We start from the raw sequence: 20,190 nt of genomic DNA on the forward strand, positions 1-20,190 counted from the left end.
GGTGGAATGTCAATCATGTCTGAGCGATTGGGGTGGGCCGACGCAGGCCTTGCAGCGATACAGCGCCACTCCGGCAAACACAAAAAACGGGCGGGAGCTATTGCTCTCGCCCGTTTTGAGTTGGTGACAGAAGTTTGCGAAAACTAGACGCCGCCGTCTAGCTCGTCTTGCCAAACTTGCAGTTCGTCCCACTGACCGTTAGCAGCCATTTCGGCTTGCTTGGGCCAAGTGCCTGGTTTCATGTTGGCCATCATTCCACCTGCCGCGGTCAACCATTCGCCAATCGCTTCAGGCGATGTCCCGGCCAACTGCGCGAATGTTGTGACGCCATTGGCGTTCAAAATTTCAGCAACCTTGGGTCCGACACCTTCGACCTTGGTCAAATCGTCTGGAGCCGAAACGACTTTGCCGCCGTCGAGCTCGTCTTGCCAAACTTTCAAATTGTCCCAGTCGCCAGCAGCGGCCATCCCGCCTTGCTGAGCCCAAGTACCAGGATCATGAGCCGAATAACCGCCCGAAGCCAGGATCTCGCTCAGTTGCTCTGGTGTCGCTTGCGACAACAGTGCGTAGCTGGTGATTCCATTGGCAGCCAAGTGCTCGGCGATCTTGGGCCCGATGCCTTCGATTTTGGTCAAGTCATCGGAAGGCTCAACAGGTTTGCCGCCATCAAGTTCGTCTTGCCAGACTTTCAGTTCGTCCCACTTGCCAGCGTCGGCCATCGCACTTTGCTGAGCCCAAGTTCCTGGATCGTGAGAGTTGAATCCGCCGGCGTCCAAAATTTCGCAAAGTTGCTCGGGGCCTGCTGCTGCAAGCTGAGCAAACGAAGCAATGCCGTGGGCTTGGAAGTGCTCTGCGATCTTGGGTCCGATGCCTTCGATCTTGGTTAGATCGTCGGTCGAAGAAGGGGCTTCAGCAACCGGTGCATCAGCAGTCGGTTCGGCTGTTACTGGTGTCGCTTCCGCAGGACTGGTTTCAGCCGGAACGACTTCAGCTGGAGCGACTTCGGCTGGCTGGCTTTCTGCCGGCACAGATTCGGTCGATTCGCCCATCAAGCTATCCATCAAAGCAACCGGCGAAGCGGCTTCCTGTACGGGCGGGTGCTCGATCGGTTGGCTCGTTCCGCCACCAGGAGGCGTCGCCGCAAATGACTGCGGTGTCGTCGGAGGCGAAAGCGGTTCGTCAGCTGCAGCAGCAGGTGCGGAGCCTTCGTCAGCATTGAGCAACGGGAAACTGTCTTCGAGTGCTTGCACGGGTGCAGCAGACAGTTCTTCCAGAGCTTCTTTGCGGTAATTGACTTCCGATTCTTGGAAGATTCGGAAACCTGTGCCCGCTGGAATCAAGTGCCCCAGAATAACGTTCTCTTTCAGACCGACCAACTTGTCGACCTTTCCGGCCAACGCGGCTTCGGTCAGCACTTTGGTCGTTTCTTGGAACGATGCAGCACTGATGAAACTGTCGGACTGAACAGCAGCCTTGGTGATACCCAGGAGCTGTGTTGACGCCGTCGCCCGTTTTGGCTTCTTGCCTTTAGCAGGCGTTCCGCCCATCGCTTCGACTTCGGCGTTGGTCTGTTCGAACGTTTCCTTCGGAATGATCGTGCCTTCGGTCAAATCGGTGTCGCCAGGGCTGGAAACCTTCATGCAGGTACCAAGCTCTTGGTTCGCTTTGCGGAACTGGAATCGGTCCATTACCAATCCAGGTAGCAAACTGGTGTCGCCTGGATTCTCGATCTTTACCTTACGCAACATGCGAGCGATGATGATTTCACAGTGCTTGTCGTTGATTTCCACACGTTGTGATTGATAGACCTGTTGGATTTCGTGCAGCAGGTATTGCTGAACGGCTTCTTCGCCCGAGACACGCAAAATGTCGTGGGGAACCAACGGGCCTTCGACCAACGCTTGGCCAGCTTTGACGATGTCACCGCTGTGGACCAAGAAGTGTTTACCGTGAGGTACCATGTGCTCACGTTCGATGCCCGATTCACTCCGGACAACGATCGTACGCTTATTACGTTTCTTCTCGGCCAAAATTTCGACTTCACCGTCGACTTCGGCGATGACGGCTGGGTCCTTGGGTTTTCGAGCCTCGAAAATCTCGGTGACTCGTGGCAGACCACCAGTAATGTCCGAAACACCACCCGTTTCACGTGGCATTTCGGCAAGCACTGTACCGGGTTTGATTTTCTCGCCGTCTTTGACCATCAGCATGGCACGTTCGGGCAAGTACTGGACGTCCAAGGCTTTGCCAGCGTTGTCTTCGACCACCATCTGCGGGTGAAGGTCACCTTTGTGGTCAACGATCAGCGTACGAATGTTGCCCGATGCTTCGCGTTCTTGACGCATCGTTTCGCCTTCGACGACATCCTCGAATCGAACCTGGCCTTCGACTTCCGAAAGAATCGGCATCGAGTACGGGTTCCATTCGCAAAGGACTTGGCCTTCTTTGACCTTGTCGCCTTCTTCGATCATCAGCATCGCACCGGTTGGCACCGGATACGTTTCGATTTCACGACCACGGTCATCGACCAGCGAGATCTCTCCGTTTCGTGTCAACACGATGTTGCGACCATCTGTGTTTCGCACAGCACGCATACGGGTCAAACGAACTTCGCCAGAACGCTTGCTCTTGATGTCGGACTCTTCCATCGTCTTGCTTACCGAACCACCGATGTGGAACGTACGCATAGTCAGCTGAGTACCCGGCTCACCGATACTTTGAGCAGCGATGATGCCGACCGCCATGCCTTCTTCGACCATGGCACCGGTCGACATATCCATGCCGTAGCAACGACGACAGACACCCAGAGGTGCGTCACAGGTCATCGGTGTGCGAACCTGGATTTTCTCCAGTCCCATCTGCTCGATCTTGCGAGCAATATCGCTGGTGATCATCTCGCTTTCGCCGACGATCAATTCGTCGGTGACCGGATTGACGATCGATTGTCGACTGACACGACCACGGATCGAATCAGCCAAGCGAACTTCGACTTTTTCGCCACGATAGACCACACCCTTGGTGATGCCTTGAGTCGTGCCGCAGTCTTCCATGGTGATAACCACGTTCTGCGCGACGTCAGCCAGTTTACGAGTCAAGTAACCCGAGTCAGCCGTTTTGAGTGCCGTGTCGGCCAGACCCTTACGAGCACCGTGCGTCGACGAGAAGTACTCGAGTACCGAGAGACCTTCACGGAAGTTCGCCTTAATCGGTGTTTCGATGATCTCGCCGGTTGGCTTGGCCATCAAACCACGCATGCCCGCAAGTTGACGAATTTGTTCGATACCACCACGAGCACCCGAGTGCGACATCAGGTAAACCGGATTGATGTACCATTCGTTTCGCACGTCGTTTTCCATGGCCGACATCATGTCGGTCGTGATCGACTCACGAGCTTCGGTCCATTCGTCCAACACCATGTTATACCGCTCGTCACCGGTCATCAGACCGCGATCGTAATTCTTCTTGAGCTTCATCACCTCTTTTTCGGCTTTGTGAATGAAGTCCAGTTTGGTGTCCGGCGTGACCAAGTCATCCGTCGCGAACGACAGACCACTGCGTGTTGATTCGCGGAAACCCATTTGCATCATGTCGTCAAGCAAGTGGATCGTCGCTTTACGACCCAAGCGTGCGTAACAATCGCTAATCACGCCCGCCAAGTCACCACTTCGCATCGCGCGGTTGTAGAAATCCATTCCGTCGGGAAGCATGGCGTTGAAACCGATCCGGCCGGGAGTCGTATCAATGATCTCGCCGTATTTGCCAGTTTCGTCTTCGGTCTTGAGCTTCTGGAACTTCGGCAATCGCATCTTCACTTTGGCGTGCAACTTCACGACGCCTTGAGCCAGCGCGAGGTCGGCTTCCTCATAAGTGGAGAAAATCATGCCTTCGCCTTTTTGATCCGGCATCTCCACGGTCGTGAAGTAACAACCCATCACGATGTCCTGCGACGGACTCATGATCGGTTTACCGTTGGACGGCGCAAACACATTGTTGGTACTCAGCATCAACGTGTGAGCTTCGACTTGAGCTTCGATCGAAAGCGGCAAGTGAACCGCCATCTGGTCACCGTCAAAGTCAGCATTGAAACCTTTGCAGACCAGTGGGTGCAGATTGATCGCGTTGCCTTCGACCAAAGTCGGTTCGAACGCCTGGATCCCCATTCGGTGAAGCGTTGGAGCACGATTCAAAAGCACTGGGTGATTGCGAATCACCTGCTCCAGAATGTCCCAAACCTCTTCGTCTTTTCGTTCCAACATCTTCTTGGCCGACTTGATCGTGTCGGCGTGGCCGAGCTCTTTCAAGCGGCGAATGATGAACGGCTGATACAGTTCCAAAGCGATCTTCTTTGGCAGACCACATTGGTGCAGCTTCAAGCGTGGTCCAACAACGATGACCGAGCGTGCGGAGTAATCGACTCGTTTGCCAAGCAGGTTTTCGCGGAAACGACCCTGCTTACCTTTGATCATGTCCGTCAGCGATTTCAGCGGGCGGTTGGACGAACCAAGCACAGGCCGCTTGCAACGGTTGTTGTCAAACAATGCGTCGACAGACTGCTGCAGCATTCGCTTTTCGTTACGAATGATGACTTCTGGTGCGTTCAAGTCGACCAGCTTGCGCAGTCGGTTGTTTCGGTTGATGATACGACGATAAAGGTCGTTCAAATCGCTCGTCGCAAAGTTGCCACTATCGAGCAAAACCAACGGACGCAAATCCGGAGGAATGACCGGAACGACATCCAAAATCATCCACTCGGGACGATTGTCGCTGTCACGAATCGATTCGACGATCTTCAGTCGGTTGGTCAGGTCTTTGGCTTTTTGCTTCGAACCGGTTTCGGCCAAATCAACACGGAGCTTTTCGCTTAGTGTGACCAAGTCCAATTTGTTGAGCAGTTTGCGGACTGCTTCGGCACCCATGTCGGCTTCAAAAGAACCGGCACCGTACTGTTGGCGTGCGGCGCGGTACTCTTCTTCGGTCAGCAGCTGCTGAGCTTCTAGTTCGGTCTCGCCTGGATCGATGACGACGTAATCTTGGAAGTAGATGACCTTTTCCAGCGAACTGGTTTTCATCGCCAGCAGGTTACCCAAGCGCGAAGGCATCGCTTTGAAGAACCAGATGTGGACGATTGGTGCGGCCAATTCGATGTGACCCATTCGCTTACGGCGAACACGGCTGTGCGTGACTTTCACACCACAGCGGTCACAAATCATGCCCTTGTATTTCATTCCGCGGTATTTACCGCAGGCGCATTCCCAGTCCTTTTCAGGGCCAAAGATGCGTTCGCAGAACAGACCGTCCTTCTCGGGACGATAGGTTCGGTAGTTAATCGTTTCCGGCTTTTTGACTTCGCCGAACGACCAACTTTTAATGTCTTGCGGACGGGCCAAAGAGATTCGAACCGACGCGTAGTCGTTAATGCGATCGTAGTTGCTGGTTTCGCCAATCGACATAAATCAGGGCTCCAAAAGGTTCGGCCATGACGGCCGAGGGAGACTTTGTGGTTGGTAAGGTCGAGGACGATTCGTGAATCGTCCAAAAGTTGTTCTTCATCGCCGCGAAAGGTCTCTCGCGGCTGCATCGTTGGGAAAACCTAGATAGGTCGTTTTTCGAGCTGCATGTTCAGCGCGAGTCCACGAATCTCGTTTGTCAAAACATCGAAGCTAGCTGGCGTGCCTGCCTCGAGAGTGTTTTCACCTTTTACCATCGATTCGTAGATCTTGGTTCGACCTTCGACGTCGTCACTCTTGACCGTCAGCAATTCCTGCAAGATGTAAGCGGCACCGTATGCTTCAAGTGCCCAAACCTCCATCTCTCCAAAGCGTTGTCCGCCAAAGCGAGCTTTACCGCCAAGAGGCTGCTGAGTAATCAACGAATAAGGTCCAGTGCTTCGTGCGTGAACTTTGTCGTCGACCAAGTGGTGCAGTTTCAACATGTAGATGTAGCCCACCGTCGTTTCTTGCTCCATCGGCTCGCCCGTCCGTCCGTCGGTCAGACGAACTTTACCGTGAGCCGGCAAGTCAGCTTCGGCCAAAGCCTCGTTGATGTCCTCTTCGCTGGCACCGTTGAACACAGGCGTAACGGCTTGGAAACCAAGTTTGGCTCCCGCCCAACCCAAGTGAGTTTCCAAAATCTGTCCCACGTTCATTCGACTTGGAACACCAAGCGGATTCAACATGATTTGGATCGGCGTGCCATCGGGCAAGAACGGCATGTCTGCGATCGGCAAGATCTTAGAAATCACACCCTTGTTTCCGTGACGTCCAGCCATCTTGTCACCAACACTGATGACTCGCTTGGTCGCAACGTAAACCTTGACCATCTGCAACACACCACTGCGAAGTTCATCACCACGCTTCATGCTGTTAAGTTGGCGATCACGGGCGTCGATGGCTTGCTCAACATTTTCCCACTGTGACTTGTAAACCTTTTCGACTTCAGCTTTCTTGGCGTCGCTTTTGACTTGCTCCAAGACATGGTCGAAACGGAACGAAGTTGCTCGTTCGGCAACAAACTTTGGATCTTGACCGTCTGCCAACGGCGTCCCGGTCAAGTCCTTGAACTTGACTCCCCCAGCGGCTTCCAATTCACGAACGAATGCTTCAAACGTGCTGGCAATTTCCGCGTTGCCTTCAGTTTCCGCGATCTTCAAATCCGCTTCAAAGATCTTACGCTCATCTTCGGAAAGACTCATGCGGCGAGAGAATTTGTGCGTGTCAATCACGATACCTTCGATGCCCGACGGCACTTCCAGCGAGTCGTTCTTGACGTCTTCACCAGCACGACCAAAGATCGCGTGAAGCAGTTTTTCTTCTGGCGTCAATTCTGTCTTGGACTTCGGACTTACTTTGCCAACCAGAATATCACCTGGCTTGACGTAGGTACCTGTTTGAACGATTCCGCTATCGTCCAAGTTGCGAAGTGCCTTTTCCGAAACATTTGGAATGTCCCGCGTGAACTCTTCGCGCCCCAGTTTGGTTTCGCGAATTTCGACGTCAAAGTCTTCGATGTGAATCGAAGTGTACGTGTCGTTTCGCACAAGTTCTTCGGAGATGATAATCGCGTCTTCGTAGTTGAAACCGTCGAACGACATGAAACCGACCAGGACGTTTCGCCCTAGAGCCAATTCACCGTTTCGAGTCGCAGCTCCGTCGGCGATAATCTGATTCTTTTCGACCTTGTCGCCCATGCTGATCAAAGGCTTTTGGTTCTGACACGTTCGTTCGTTCAGACCTTGGTACTTTTTCAATTCGTAGTGATCGCTACCGACTTCGATGCGAGTCGAATCGACATAGGTCACTTTGCCAGCGCGACGAGCACGAACAACCATCGCACTGTTGCGTGCGACTTCGCGTTCCATGCCGGTACCGACAATCGGAGGCTCGGCAACCAGTAGCGGCACAGCCTGCCGCTGCATGTTCGATCCCATCAACGCCCGGTTCGCATCATCATGCTCCAGGAACGGAATCAAGTTGGCAGACACACCGACCATTTGGCTCGGCGCGACGTCCATGTACGTAACTTGTTCGGGCTGAACAATTTCAAAGTCACTATGGAAACGAGCGATCAAGTTCGGCCCGGCAACCAAAGCACCATCTTTCAGTTCGACGTCAGCAGGTGCGACATAAGATTCGCTCTCTTCGTCGGCACGCAACCAAACGGTTTCTTCGGTGACCTTGCCTTTTTTGACCATGCGGTAAGGCGTGATCAAGAAGCCGTAATCATCCACGCCAGCGAAAATCGCCAACGAAGAAATCAGTCCAATATTGGTACCCTCAGGCGTTTCGATCGGGCAAATTCGACCGTAGTGCGAAATGTGCACATCACGAACTTCAAAGCCCGCACGTTTTCGGTTCAAACCACCAGGGCCCAAGGCAGACAGGCGTCGCTCGTGAGCCAATTGGCTAAGCGGGTTCGTCTGGTCAACCACCTGCGAAAGTTCGCCGCGCCCAAAGAAGTAATCGATCGCCGCTGAAACGCTCTTGGGATTGATCAGCGAACGTGGTGACATGTCTTGAGCGTCTTTGACACTCATGCGCTCTTGAACGGTACGACGGAGTTTCAAGAAACCCTTTCGCAGTTCTTCGCTAGCCAGTTCGTCGATCGTTCGCAGGCGACGGTTCCCCAAGTGGTCAATGTCGTCGATCTCTGCTTCGCTTTCGCTGTCGAACAAATCGATCAGGTAACGAATTGCTTCGACCATGTCGTCTGGACGAAGCGTCATTTCTTTTTCGCTGACGCCCAACTGCAATTTACGATTCAGACGGAAACGTCCGACTTTGCCAAGGCGATAACGGTTTTCGTCGTAGAATTTCTCGTTGAACAACGTACGTGCTTTTTCAAGCTGCGGTGGGTTGCCCGGTCGCAAACGCTGGTAGATACGCAGCAGTGCTTCTTCGTGACTGGCCGTGTTGTCATCGGCCAGCGTGTTGAAGATCAACGGCACTTTGGGCGAATCCATGCACTCGATGCTTTCGACACCCACGGTCGCGATTGCTTCGGCGACTTCTTTGGTGATGCGGCGACCGGCTTCGACGATAATCTCGCCAGCTCGATCACTGCTGCTGGGGTAGACCACATCATCAACAGCGACTTTGCCTTCGATTTTTGCAGCACTCTTGGGGCCCGAGATCTTTTGCGTGCCGGTGTGATAAAATGCTTTGAGCAAATCGGTGTCCGTGCTGAACCGTGGGTCCATCGCACGAAGCAAAGTCGTCGCGGCGAACTTACCACTCTGGTCAATACGGACTGTCAATGCGTCCTTTTTGGTCACGTTGACTTCGATCCACGAACCACGCTCAGGGATCACCCGGCAGCTAGGTAGTTTGCGGTCAGTCGTTGTGTCGTTTTCCAACACAAAGTCAACGCCGGGACTTCGGTGCAACTGGCTCACTACGACGCGCTCGGCACCGTTAATGATGAACTCACCGCCACCCATCATGATTGGCAAATCGCCAAGGTAGACTTCCTCTTCGTGCGGCTCTTCGCGGTTCAATCGCAACCAAATTCGCAGCGGACGACCGTAAGTCATGCGCAGCTGACGACATTCTTGGCTGGTGTAACGCGGCTTGCCCAATTCGTAGTGCAAGTATTCCAGCGTTGTGTTGCCGTCGTAACTGGCGATCGGGAAAATCTCGCGCAGGACACTTTCCATGCCGTGATTCTTGCGATTGCGAGGATCAGCGTCCTCCTGCAAGAAAGCTGCGTAAGAAACAGTCTGTAACGCTGTCAGGTCCGGAAGCTCGAAAGAAGAAAGCTTGGTTCCGAAGTGACGAACGCTGGTAGGTTCAAGTCGACGCTGGGTCGTGGTTGCCATCGTGTGAGAAAGCTCCTAGACAATCCAAATGAGTTTTGCCCGCAGTAGAATTCGCCGTGGGTGCGACTAGTTCAGGGCAGCAGTAATTGAGGGGGCCGCAGTGTCAATCAGCGAAGTGTCGACACGTTCAGCGCGAACCGTCAGCCCGAAACAAAAATCGAGCTGGGGAACTAGAAATCGTCGTGTTTTGCATTGCGGCATGTGCGGATAGCCGGAAAGCAACGGGACGAAGGAGAGCGGAATGTGCGAAACTGGGCCTGTGATCACGCTCAAAAATTACCAGATACCCCAATTTCTGCCTAGAGCAACTACCCAAACTGGCGCGGATTGTGCTCTAGCCGAAAAAACCGGGAAATCACGCGTTTTGTTGGGAAATCCAGCCCACGCAAAAACGCCCCAAAGGAACGATAATCCCCCTAGACGATCATTTTCTGAAAAAAATGCTTTTCTGAAATTTTATTTTGCACCTATTTCCTCCTGTTTCAACTTCAGTTTGGCCCGAATAGGACGATTATCGCAGGCCGCGAGCGCTGCCAATGGATGCCAAATCCCGCTTCGCTAGGCAATCGATCGGAGGAAAAGTCTGGCACCAGCTAACTTGCTTTGCTCTCTCCAGTCGCCACCAGACGCGGCCATCGCTGGACACTGACACTGCTGTCTGCCGCAGGCAATCTCTGGCTTGCGATCACTTTGCTGGCCCACCCAAACGCTATCAGCGCGATGATTCCGCCGACCACTTGAAACCAAACCGGCGGGATCGTCGGGATGCCCCACTGAAAGCGGCCCACCTGATACACGTTCCAACCGCTGTTGATAAACGCGTGGATCAACGCACCGGGCCAAATGGAGTTGGTGCGATAGGCAATCCATCCGAGCCAGACTCCGATGATCGTCGCCAACGCGATTCCGTGTGGCGTAACGTGCGCCAGTCCAAAGATGACCGAGGTGATCCCAATCGCGACGGCGGGCCGAAAACGCTGCAGAAATCTTCGCTGCAAGAAGCCGCGAAAGAACAGCTCTTCTCCGACTCCGGGAAAGACGCCGATCGCAATGATGAACACGATCGCCCAACCATCACTGATGTTCTTGTACAGCGCCAAGACTGACTGGTCGCCCGGAATGACTTGCTCGATCGCGATAACGGCTCCCACTGCCAGCAGAAGCACCGGGATGGATCCGATCGCCAAAACGCCCCACGAAACGGTCGACAACTGGGGCAACGTCAAGCCGAGCCGATCCGTTAGCGAACAATCGCGATGTCTGGCACTGATCGATCCAAACCAATAGCCACCCAGCATCATCGACACGCCCGAGCACACGATCAGCGTGGTAAAGATCCGAGCATCGTAGATTCGAGTCGGCAATGTTCCGGCTGCTTCGACGATCGACTGACCTGGCTCCCGAATAACAAACAGCACAAACAAGATGACGACACCCTGCAGCAATGACGCAAAAACCATCTCCACCAGCGCCAGCGGAAACAGAGGCCAAACCCGAGGTTTCAGCGCAGCGCTGTCTTGGTGAGGTGCGATCTGTTCGCTCAGCGGCGGATTCTCAGCCTCACCATTTGTCGGATCGCCATCTTCATTACCACTGCGGGGCGATTCATAGGGATTCGACATTTCGTTTTCGACCTTGGTGATGAAGAGGCGGCTCTGACGTGATGCCGGTTTATCCAGAGATTCCCAGCTCAGTCACTTCACACAGCGGTACACAAATGCGGGTGGCAAGTTTCGCCAGGCGGTTTCACTTTTTTCGACGCTTGTAAATGAATCGTGCAGCCGCTGAGAAAAACGTCGGCCAGCCGGCAAAATGATGCCTTGCCAGTAAGCAAACGTGGCAAACTGTGCACCAGGCCTGAGCCGGGCCAGCATCGTCTCCATGATCTCGCTCTGCAGTGAGTCGCTAAATGACGCCCAAGGCAGTCCGCAGATGATCGCGTCGATCTGATCCATCGATTCTTGATCACAAAGGCTGGCAATGTTGGTGACACTGTCTTCGCAGACTTTCACCCCCGGGCAGAGTGCTCGCGTTGCGGCGGCCAGTTCACTCGATCGTTCGACGGCGAAGAACTTAGCATCCGAATGGAGCTTCGTCTGAATGGCTTGAGTGAAAACACCTGTTCCCGGTCCGAATTCGACCACGTTGCGAACGTTTTGCCAGTCGAACCAGTCGACCATGATTCGCACCAACGCAGGGCTGCTTGGCGCGATTGCCCCCACCTGCGTCGGATGCCGCAGAAAGGTCTTTAAAAATGTTATGGTATCGTTCATAAGCGTTAGCGTATCGCATCGGAGCGACTGCGCTGAGAGATCACAGCTTTGACGGCGGGTCGGTCCGCCACTTTTCCTATGCAAACACCATCGATTCGCAACCGACGGCCGGTCGGCGCCAACATGACGCCGATGATCGATGTTGTATTCTTGCTGATCATCTTTTTCTTGGTATCAAGCCACCTCGCTCGCCAAGAAAATCACCTGCCGCTGGATTTGCCGGTCGCGTCTACTCACGGACCACAGGATCCGGACCGCGCAGCGCTGACGATCAGTGTCGACGCAGACGCTCAAATGCGAGTGGGAGGCAATGTGCTGGAGATCGCCGACTTAAAAATGGTGCTGGCAGAATTGCAACAGCGCGAGGGCTCGCAGGCTGCCGTCCGAATTCGAACCGATCGCGGCGTGCAGTATCGCTACGTAGAACCGGTGCTTCGCGAAGCGGTGATCGCAGGAATCACGGACGCCACGATCGCCGTGCGGGAGAAGCAGCCATGAAGTTGCCTCGCGCGGCCGATGCGGATTCGCTGGAAGTCAAAATGACGCCGATGATTGACGTCGTGTTTCTGCTGTTGATTTTCTTTGTCTGGACCAGCAGCTTTCAAACACCAGAATTCGATCTGCCAAGTTCATTGGCGGAAGCCCCGCAGGGTGGTTCGACGGAGAACCAGTCGGCCAATCCGCCCGTGGAAGCGTTCGACGAAATTGTCGTCAGACTATTTCTACAGGATGTGACGACTGTCATCGAACTCAACGGCAACACGGTTGCCGACGCAGCCGCTTTACGCACACAGCTTGCTGAGATCATTGCGTTGGGCGTGCAGCCGCCGATCATTATCGATCCGGCTGATCGTGTTACGATGGACCGAGCGATCGAAGCCTACGACGCCGCGCGCGACGCAGGTGCCGATCGCGTGCTTTTCGCTGCCCATCCATGAGTTCAGTGAGTTGATTGATTCAAGGTTTCTTGTCGCGATTATCCTGGCAACGCTTGCCACACCAGCAGTCGTCAGGGCAGATGGCTTCAGCGGTGTCGTACAGCGTCAGACGGATGATCGTGACCAAGATTTGATCGAAGCTCTCATCACGCACCGACGCTTCGTCGAAGCGAAAGAGATCTGCTCAAGCGAATTCTTGCGCTTCGATGCCAAATCCGACGAAGCGGCGAAGTGGGCCATCCGTTGGTCCAACGTGCTGGTCAAAGAAATTGAATCCGGTGGCAAATTCGACAATCAGTCGATCGAAAAATGCCGAGAGCCGATCACAACGCTAGTTGATCGATTAGGTTCCCTTAAAACACTCGACGACCATCGCCGCTCTGCTTTCCTGGGTGCCCAAACCGATCGAATCCGCGCCTCGATTGCTCGGCAAGTCGTGGTTGCTGCTTCCGTATCCCCCAGCACAGAACGCCGCGTTGAAGATGCGTCTTCGATTATTTCACAAGCCACTCAGGGCTTTGTTGATTTAGCCAAAGTCGTCGATGGCAATCGTGCCAGCATGGATACAAAAGCAATTACTCCGGAGGAAAAGGCTTTCTCCGCAGACCTGAAACGGCTGCACAACGAGCTCAGAATTGAGATCGTTAGCTTGGCCCTATTGCAAACCGATGTGTTCCCACCAGGAAGTCGCGATCGAACCGCTGCGGCCAGCAGAGCGCAGCGCGAAGCCGATACAGCGTTCAAAGAACTACCGATCGACAGCCCGGCGCGACTAGAAATCGAACGGCTGCGCACAACGGCGATCCTGAGAACCGGAGACTTGCAACTCGCCGAACGAAGCCTTGCAGAACTGGCGACCAAACTACCGCGTCCCATTCCGCATCGAGTCATGGCGCTGCGGATCGACCTCGACCTCGCTCAAGGCAATCGATCCAAGGCCGCCGAACGCTTGGGAGCCTTTTATGGCACACAGCCTGACGACGCGCCTCTTTCGGTCGAAATGGATTTGGCTCGATTGGCTTATTTGATTGACACGCGAAACAAATCAGTAGGGCAATGGCTCACTTCGATTTCAGCGCGTCATGGAGCCTACGCGCGGCGGCGGGCAGAAGCCATTTCACTTGGCAACCTACGGGCAAAAGGGACCGATGATGCGATTGATCCGGCCATCATCGCGGCGCAGGGAGCGGACTGGCTGCGACGTGGCGATTCTGCTCGGGCCGGTGCCTTGTTAGCGGCCGCGGCCAAAGCAGAACGAGACGACGATCTGGCGATCAACTACGCGATCAAGTCTGCCGCTGCTTTTGTCAAAGCCAAGCAACCTGCCCAGGCTGCGGCGACGCTAACGGCAGTAACAATCGCTCACTCAGCGGCCAAGCAGGCCGCCAACGCTCACCTGCAAGCCGCTGTGGTTCTTTCGCAGATCCAGCAAGACGGCGCAGCAAAGGACGTCGAAAACGCTCTCTTGCAAACTCAAAAAACTTGGCCAGAGAGCGACGCGGCAGCGAAAGCAAGGCAGTGGGTGATCACCTTGCTTGCGCGACAAGATCGCTTACAAGAAGCCGCTCAGCTGGCTACCTCATTTCTGAACGACGCAAGCACATCTCAAGAAATCGCCGCGACGATTGACGCCTGGATGAAGCTCGTTGTCGACTCGAATGAATCGGTCCAGGCCAAAACACTGTCTGAATTTCAACTTGCGTTTGAATCGCTCAAACAGTTTCCCGCGATCGCGCGCGGCTATGCATTTGCCGAAGCATTTTTGCTGGATGTGAACCAACTCAGTGACACGCAATCGATCCCTAAAGCAACCAACATCCACGAAACGTTCGCCGCCGACTTAGCCGGGTTTCGAAGAAACCAAACCGTCACCGACACGCTCAAGTCACCACCAGAACGCCGGCGTGACATTGCACAGTGGCGGCTGATGCGAGACGGAAAGCTCAACCCGAAACATCGCTCCACGATTGCTCAGTTGATCTCAAGCTGGGATGCAGGTTGGGAACAACAGATCCCGCTGCTCGTCTGGGCCGGCAAACGCGAGCAGGCTGAAACACTTGCCAAAGAAACGGCCGCCGCGGCCGATCAACCAGCTCCAATATGGAAGCTCCTGGCCAACACGCTTGCGAATTCGCAGAACCGCACCGATCAACTCCAGGGCGTCCAGGTCTGGGACCAACTGGCAGCTGGACTCCCCAAATCCAGCGTACCCTGGCACGAAGCCAAACTGGGTGCGATCGAATTACTGATAAAACTGGGCGAGCAAGCCGACGCACAACGCCGCGCGAAGTACGTACTGCTAACCAACTCCCCCGCCGATGCAACTTTGCGACAACGCTACGAATCGGCGGTGAAAAAATGACGCCCTTAGACAGCAACACGCAGTCTCCCTCGCAAAACCCTTCACAAAAACCCGTACCAAGGTTCATTGTTCTGAAACACGAAACCGGATCGACCTCCAAGCAAGAACCATTGGCACATGGACCGGTTCATTTCGACTGGATGTTTCAAGTCGGCGATTCACTTCGCACGTGGTCAACTCAGATTGTTTGCGACCTGGATCGCGAACTGGAACTGGAGGCGATTGCGTTGCCCGACCATCGCATCGCCTATTTGGAGATCCAAGGCGACATCGGTGGAGGTCGTGGGAACGTGACGCAAATCGCAGCGGGTGGCCTGCGCAATTCGACGGCGACCGACGAACACTACCGAGCCGATCTGGATTGGAAGAGCACCGCTGGTTCATTCACAGTACGCCGAGTGTCTGTTCAACGAATCGCCGTCGACTCCTGGCGATTACGTCTCGGGTTGTAAGAAACGAATTGGTGCACTGGGCCGCGTGGTGTGAAGACTTGCTCGGCCAATGATCCGGTGTGCCCCGCCAGCAGTAGCACACCGTCGACCAGTCGCACGGATTCGACGATCACCGGACTGGCAACGTAGCCGGGATGCTCTCGAGGCACATTGACCAAAGCGATCGGGCCGGCCTGAGTCATGTCCCATTTCACATCCACGTCGCCGCGGGCGGCTTCGCGAGTAATGCCCTTCAAAAACTTGTTCAGCGGCATTGGCAACGCACCCGCACGCAGATTCTTCAGACGCAGCGCCAGCATGTTGGCTTCTTCGGTCAATTCGACTTCGACCTCGAATGATATGATTGTATCGAACCGACGGTCTTGGTAACGCGCCGCGACCAGCACGCAATCATCTTCGATCACGATCCGTGGATCATTCATTCCTTTGGCAAGCAATCGTGGAAATCGCTTGGGTAGTTCTTCGATCAACCACGCGTTGATTTCGGCATCACTAAACGCGGCACTCCAAGATCCCAACCGGCCGACATCACTTTGGAATTTTTCGACATCGTGTTGCAGACGTTCGCTGGCTTCGCGAGTCTGAACCGGCAGCAAGTTGGTCGCCTTGGCATAAAACTCAGGCACAACCTTGGTTTGTTGGACTGCCCAGTAACTGGCGATCGATCCGACGATCAGTACGATGGCAAGTGTTATCGCGATTCGTTTCGTCCATCGTCGCATCCTGTTCACCCTCAATTGAAAAACAAAATCGGTTCCGGCTTCGTTTGCGAAATCTCTCGGGGACCTAGAACCTCAATGGCCGAGGCAGCCAGTCCTTAATACGCTCGGCTACGCTAGGCGGTTTGCCTTTCCCAGGTGTCGCTCGTCTAAATCGTCCTGCAATGGGCGGTGTGGATGATGATTTCGCCACGCCCGCAGGCTTCGCTGAACGCGTCGTCGGCGACGCAGCCCAACTGCGACCAGGAATTGAATCCAGGGCACTGCGTGGAAAACTCGGAGTGTTTGTGCCAGAAGCACTTCCGCTTGTCGCGAGCAGTTGCTGAGCCCAATAATTTTGTAGCAGCGAAGATGCAGAAGTCAAACTTCCATGCTGCAATCCTTGGACCGCCATAAACGCTTTGTCCTGGAGTTCACGGCGTTCGTTTGCCATCGGAAAATGATCGTGCAATTGAACATCGTCAATCCAAACGCGTCCACGTGACAGGCTGTCGATGGTCAGTCGAATCGAATCGACCGTCTGGCTAGACACATTGTCGGCTTCCAAAACGGTGTGCCTTGGTTGCCACTTTCCATCGCGATTAATTTCGACGATCTGTGAATGACGAATCGGTTCACCATCATGAGTGGCTTCGATTGACACTTGAATTTTTTGTTTGGTTTGATCGCCCGGTACCAGCTCGCCGCGAAGCGCTAGCGAAACGGCCAAACGCCCTGATTGAGGCGGCTTGAATTGTTCGCTGACAATCCATGTTCTTCCGGAATTGGCAGCCCCGTTTGCCAGCACGACGGACTGTCGCCCGGCACTTGCTTCGACAGCATCTATCCGAACGGCGTCCGCTGGATGCTGTGTGTGCATCCAACCGGCCAAAGCCGCATGGTTGGATTGTTCAAACCGATTCTTAAGCTCGAAACCACCGTTGGACAACACCGTATAGCAGGGCGGTTGGGACAAAGTGCCGATTCGTTCTACGACGGTCGTCACCTGATGTTTAATGAGTGACAACGTTTGCGGTCCGCCACTGATGCCAGCCATCCAAGAATGAACCGGGTTGGCGGGGCTATCGTTCTTCGCTCTCAAAATCAGCAATGACTCCGGAGCGACAGAGAACTTCATGCTGGCACCGTCGCTTCGAAAATCCGATGGCAACGCCGTCGATTGCCACGGCAACGTTGTTTGACACTGAATCGTGACCTGAGCTTTCCAAGGTGCCACATTCGATACGATCATCGCCGTTTCGCCACCCGAGTGCACATACCGGACAGTCGTGGTTTGCATGCTGGGGGCCTGTTCTTCGCCCGATTGCACCGCTGGAATATCGCCCCACTTTTGGGTTGGCATCGACGCAAAATCTTGCAGCATGCTGGCGAGCGCATCGTCCCAGCGAAGTGACAAGTTCTTTTCGCTGACGATGACCCACTGGGGATTCGCGCGTTGGACCGTATCGACAAGCCGACCTGTCATCGAACGTCCACTGGCTGCAGTGGCATCGAACTGCGCTAGATCGGCATAAGAACCAATGTCGACCGCCGGCACCATTGCATTGTGCGATACCGAATGACGAGCGGTTGTGTTTTGATCGGCGCCCGAATCGCCGCTAGTCGACTTGCCGTCAAAGGCACGTACGACAACCAGTCGTTTGTCGCTATCGGATTGATGCGACCATTGATTTCCCGTCAGCAGAACTTGCCCTCGAATTTCCGATGCAACTCGGTCATAGGTCGCCAACGCTTCAGACTCGCACCACGCGATCAGGTCAGACCTTGCAGTCAGCGTTGCCCAAGAGTGCAACTGGTGATGATTCGCGTTTGCGGGCGGTTTGTCGGAATCGTCAAAAACGGTTTCGTCGATGAAACGCTTTACGTCCACGGGCGTCAGTGCTGAATAGTCCGCTGAGTTGCGTTTGCCCGCAGGTGATATCACCAAACCGGCATACGACTTTTCACTCAAACACTGCTGGTCCAAATCGGTCAGCCAACGAAAGAGGCGTTTCTGCGACGTCGGATCGATGCATGGCACTGTCAATCCTGGCACGTCCGACGGATCAACCCCGACGTAGACACGAAGATCGCGACGATTCATCAGTCGCAGAACCGTCAAAATTTGGCGTGACGCAAACGGCGTTTGCGATCGCAAGGGAACAAACTCACGCGTGGCATAGCCAGTGCGTCCACCTGCATTGCCTGGAATCGACACGGCGTTATAGCCTGCCATCGACATGTACTGTGCCAATCGCTTAGTGGCTGTTACCAACCGGTCAGCCGCGATCGAATCAGGATGAAAGCGATTGTCAGTTTGCGATTGCTGTTCGTATACCAGTCGTTCGAACCACTCAAAATCGTTTAGGTGCAGCAAGGCCGTGCGATGCTCATCTCGCATCAAGTGATCTTGTGCCTTCAGCGAACTGGCGGATGATTCTGCTGTCGAATCTGACGGCGGACTCGATGTTCGCACTTCCGATCCAGCAAAAATCTCGATCGATTCAAACGACATGACTTGATTGTCAGAATTGTTGGTCAGCGTTACAAACTGCTCTCGTTGCGTCGGATAGTACAACACCGATTGAGTGCGATATCGAACGTCGTCTCCGACCGAGGGCGAATCCGAGAGCACGAAAGTCTGGCTCGGACGATCCATCGCTTTTTGCTGCGACAATTGGATTTGCAGATTCAGACGCTGTCCAGCGGGATAGCGAAACGTTAAGCGGTGTGGCTGATTGGGTTGCAAGCGAGGCAAACGCGTCGAGTAAGTGCTCTTGGGATCCAAAAGCGACACGACTTCGTCGCCGTGCTTGGCTTGCGCAAGACCGCCACTACGGGCCGTATCTGACGCACCGTAGGCTTTGCCGATCGATGGTTTTTGAAAATTGCCTGGCCACCACTTCTTTAATTCCCATTCGGGTTTTTGGGCGGGACGCACTTGGCCAATGGAATCCCACGAAAGCAGTGGACGTTGACTTTGTTTGATTGGCGAATCCACGTCCAAAGCCGACTGGACGATCATGACGGAATGAGATTTCGCCAACGCTTCGGTGGATCCTCGCAGTCTTGACCAAATCGCATCGTCATTCTCGAAGCCCAAACAGCGAATTTCGTAAACGCCGTCTCGGTCGGGAGCCTTGCCCGTTATCTCCAGCGCGGCTGAGTTTCCGTTCTGATCGACTGCAATGGAATAGTCGCTTTCGGCAACTTGCTCCCCATCCTGCACGCGAATCAATTGATATTTCAGCGACAGATTGCGCGAGCGCATTTTGAAGAAAGCATTTGTTTGGACAACAATCGTGAATGCGTCACCACAGTCTCGGTAGACCGAACCTTCTGAAAACTTGACTGCTAGTTCATCGTCGTCTTGGCGACGGAGTGTCAAAGTCGGCTTGGTGGGATTGGCATCGTCGACGATCGAAAACTCGCTCCCATGCAACAAGTTTTCTATCGTAATCGTGTTCTTATCAGCGGATGCCACGTCATCACTAGCAACGCCTGGGTCACTGCCGGACGACTTTAGTTCTCGGGATTGAACGATCAAACGAGAAGTGGAGTTCCCGGAGAAACGAATCTGAAGTGCTCCTTGCTCCATCTGTTCACGCGACGAAAACACCACGGATCGGCCATCCGCTGCAATCGTGAAACGGTTCACCGAAGCAGCGTTCTGGCAATGATTTTCAAGCTGCGAGAACGTACCGGGATCGTCAGCCGCGATCGATAGCTGAATATTCCATTGCCGCGACTGGCTGGCTGACCACTGGAGTCGCAAACCAGCGTCGACGACGAACGAATCTGTACTCGCGAGCGATTCGCCTAGCTCAGCCGACTGCGTGACTGATGCTGTTTTTTCTTGAATCTGTGACTGGCTAGTGGCAGGCGTCTGATTGCGAGAACGCATCTGGCCGGTAGCAACCGGAACAAAAAGGCCGCCAATCAAGATCAGAGCAATGATCGGAGCGCAGTTCCCTAGCCTTACTCGCCGCGGCAAGCGTGACTTGTTCATCGGTTCGGTTAGACATCCGTGTCGAACCATCAACCGTATCTATTTTGAGAGGACGGTGCGGGTAATCAGAGTCTACGAAACAAAGTGCGTCTCAGGTGTTCCAAACAACCAAGACGTCACATCGCGTTTCTTCCACGCTAATTCG

10 protein-coding genes and 1 pseudogene are annotated in these 20,190 nt (G+C 54.3%); 4 read left to right on the plus strand and 7 right to left on the minus strand.

The genetic code is table 11. The annotated features are described in order from the left end of the window. Positions 1-143: 143 nt before the first annotated feature. The 5 genes and pseudogenes from K239x_RS29000 to K239x_RS27180 form a co-directional block, all read right to left on the minus strand. On the minus strand, positions 144-1,061 hold the full coding sequence (locus tag K239x_RS29000; protein ID WP_419190121.1) for a helix-hairpin-helix domain-containing protein: 918 nt from the start codon (positions 1,059-1,061) through the stop codon (positions 144-146). A 147-nt stretch (positions 1,062-1,208) separates the two neighbouring features. After that, positions 1,209-5,450 (minus strand): annotated as a pseudogene (gene rpoC, locus K239x_RS27165) (DNA-directed RNA polymerase subunit beta'); the annotation flags it as partial. A 140-nt stretch (positions 5,451-5,590) separates the two neighbouring features. After that, the gene (gene rpoB / locus K239x_RS27170) at positions 5,591-9,313 is read right to left on the minus strand and encodes a DNA-directed RNA polymerase subunit beta (protein ID WP_145421526.1); all 3,723 of its coding nucleotides are present in this window, start codon (positions 9,311-9,313) and stop codon (positions 5,591-5,593) included. Between the two features lie 593 nt (positions 9,314-9,906). Beyond that, positions 9,907-10,935, minus strand: a complete 1,029-nt coding sequence (locus tag K239x_RS27175; RefSeq protein ID WP_145421528.1) for a CPBP family intramembrane glutamic endopeptidase — start codon at positions 10,933-10,935, stop codon at positions 9,907-9,909. A 72-nt stretch (positions 10,936-11,007) separates the two neighbouring features. Then, positions 11,008-11,586 carry a class I SAM-dependent methyltransferase gene (locus tag K239x_RS27180; protein WP_419189449.1) on the minus strand — a complete coding sequence of 193 codons (579 nt, stop codon included), beginning with the start codon at positions 11,584-11,586 and terminating at the stop codon, positions 11,008-11,010. A gap of 78 nt (positions 11,587-11,664) precedes the next feature. Here K239x_RS27180 and K239x_RS27185 point away from each other — a divergent pair, with 78 nt between their 5' ends. From K239x_RS27185 to K239x_RS27200, 4 genes are read left to right on the plus strand one after another with little or no spacing between them, the layout of a single operon-like run. Then, positions 11,665-12,084 carry an ExbD/TolR family protein gene (locus tag K239x_RS27185; protein ID WP_145421530.1) on the plus strand — a complete coding sequence of 140 codons (420 nt, stop codon included), beginning with the start codon at positions 11,665-11,667 and terminating at the stop codon, positions 12,082-12,084. Next, positions 12,081-12,524 carry an ExbD/TolR family protein gene (locus K239x_RS27190; RefSeq protein ID WP_145421532.1) on the plus strand — a complete coding sequence of 148 codons (444 nt, stop codon included), beginning with the start codon at positions 12,081-12,083 and terminating at the stop codon, positions 12,522-12,524. Before K239x_RS27185 ends, K239x_RS27190 begins: the two co-directional genes overlap by 4 nt. Positions 12,525-12,534: 10 nt before the next feature. Then, positions 12,535-14,886 carry a hypothetical protein gene (locus K239x_RS27195; RefSeq protein WP_145421534.1) on the plus strand — a complete coding sequence of 784 codons (2,352 nt, stop codon included), beginning with the start codon at positions 12,535-12,537 and terminating at the stop codon, positions 14,884-14,886. Then, entirely contained in the window at positions 14,883-15,338 is a 456-nt protein-coding gene (locus K239x_RS27200; protein WP_145421536.1) for a hypothetical protein, read from the plus strand. Before K239x_RS27195 ends, K239x_RS27200 begins: the two co-directional genes overlap by 4 nt. On the opposite strand, the gene K239x_RS27205 is transcribed toward K239x_RS27200, so the two are convergent. Both K239x_RS27205 and K239x_RS27210 read right to left on the minus strand, forming a co-directional pair. Further along, positions 15,293-16,060 carry a hypothetical protein gene (locus tag K239x_RS27205; protein ID WP_145421538.1) on the minus strand — a complete coding sequence of 256 codons (768 nt, stop codon included), beginning with the start codon at positions 16,058-16,060 and terminating at the stop codon, positions 15,293-15,295. The two genes, K239x_RS27200 and K239x_RS27205, sit on opposite strands and share 46 nt — an antisense overlap. A gap of 64 nt (positions 16,061-16,124) precedes the next feature. Then, on the minus strand, positions 16,125-20,045 hold the full coding sequence (locus tag K239x_RS27210) for a hypothetical protein (protein ID WP_145421540.1): 3,921 nt from the start codon (positions 20,043-20,045) through the stop codon (positions 16,125-16,127). Positions 20,046-20,190: the final 145 nt, after the last annotated feature.

Source organism: Stieleria marina (genome assembly GCA_007741555.1).
In the GTDB taxonomy this organism is placed as follows: Bacteria; Planctomycetota; Planctomycetia; order Pirellulales; family Pirellulaceae; genus K23-9.

Bases quoted from the DNA above. Each gene is read 5' to 3' on its own strand.
- K239x_RS29000 (WP_419190121.1), bottom strand. From the start codon at position 1,061: ATGGATAGCTTGATGGGCGAATCGACCGAATCTGTGCCGGCAGAAAGC.
- rpoB (WP_145421526.1), bottom strand. From the start codon at position 9,313: ATGGCAACCACGACCCAGCGTCGACTTGAACCTACCAGCGTTCGTCAC.
- K239x_RS27175 (WP_145421528.1), bottom strand. From the start codon at position 10,935: ATGTCGAATCCCTATGAATCGCCCCGCAGTGGTAATGAAGATGGCGAT.
- K239x_RS27180 (WP_419189449.1), bottom strand. From the start codon at position 11,586: ATGAACGATACCATAACATTTTTAAAGACCTTTCTGCGGCATCCGACG.
- K239x_RS27185 (WP_145421530.1), top strand. From the start codon at position 11,665: ATGCAAACACCATCGATTCGCAACCGACGGCCGGTCGGCGCCAACATG.
- K239x_RS27190 (WP_145421532.1), top strand. From the start codon at position 12,081: ATGAAGTTGCCTCGCGCGGCCGATGCGGATTCGCTGGAAGTCAAAATG.
- K239x_RS27200 (WP_145421536.1), top strand. From the start codon at position 14,883: ATGACGCCCTTAGACAGCAACACGCAGTCTCCCTCGCAAAACCCTTCA.
- K239x_RS27205 (WP_145421538.1), bottom strand. From the start codon at position 16,060: ATGCGACGATGGACGAAACGAATCGCGATAACACTTGCCATCGTACTG.
- K239x_RS27210 (WP_145421540.1), bottom strand. From the start codon at position 20,045: ATGAACAAGTCACGCTTGCCGCGGCGAGTAAGGCTAGGGAACTGCGCT.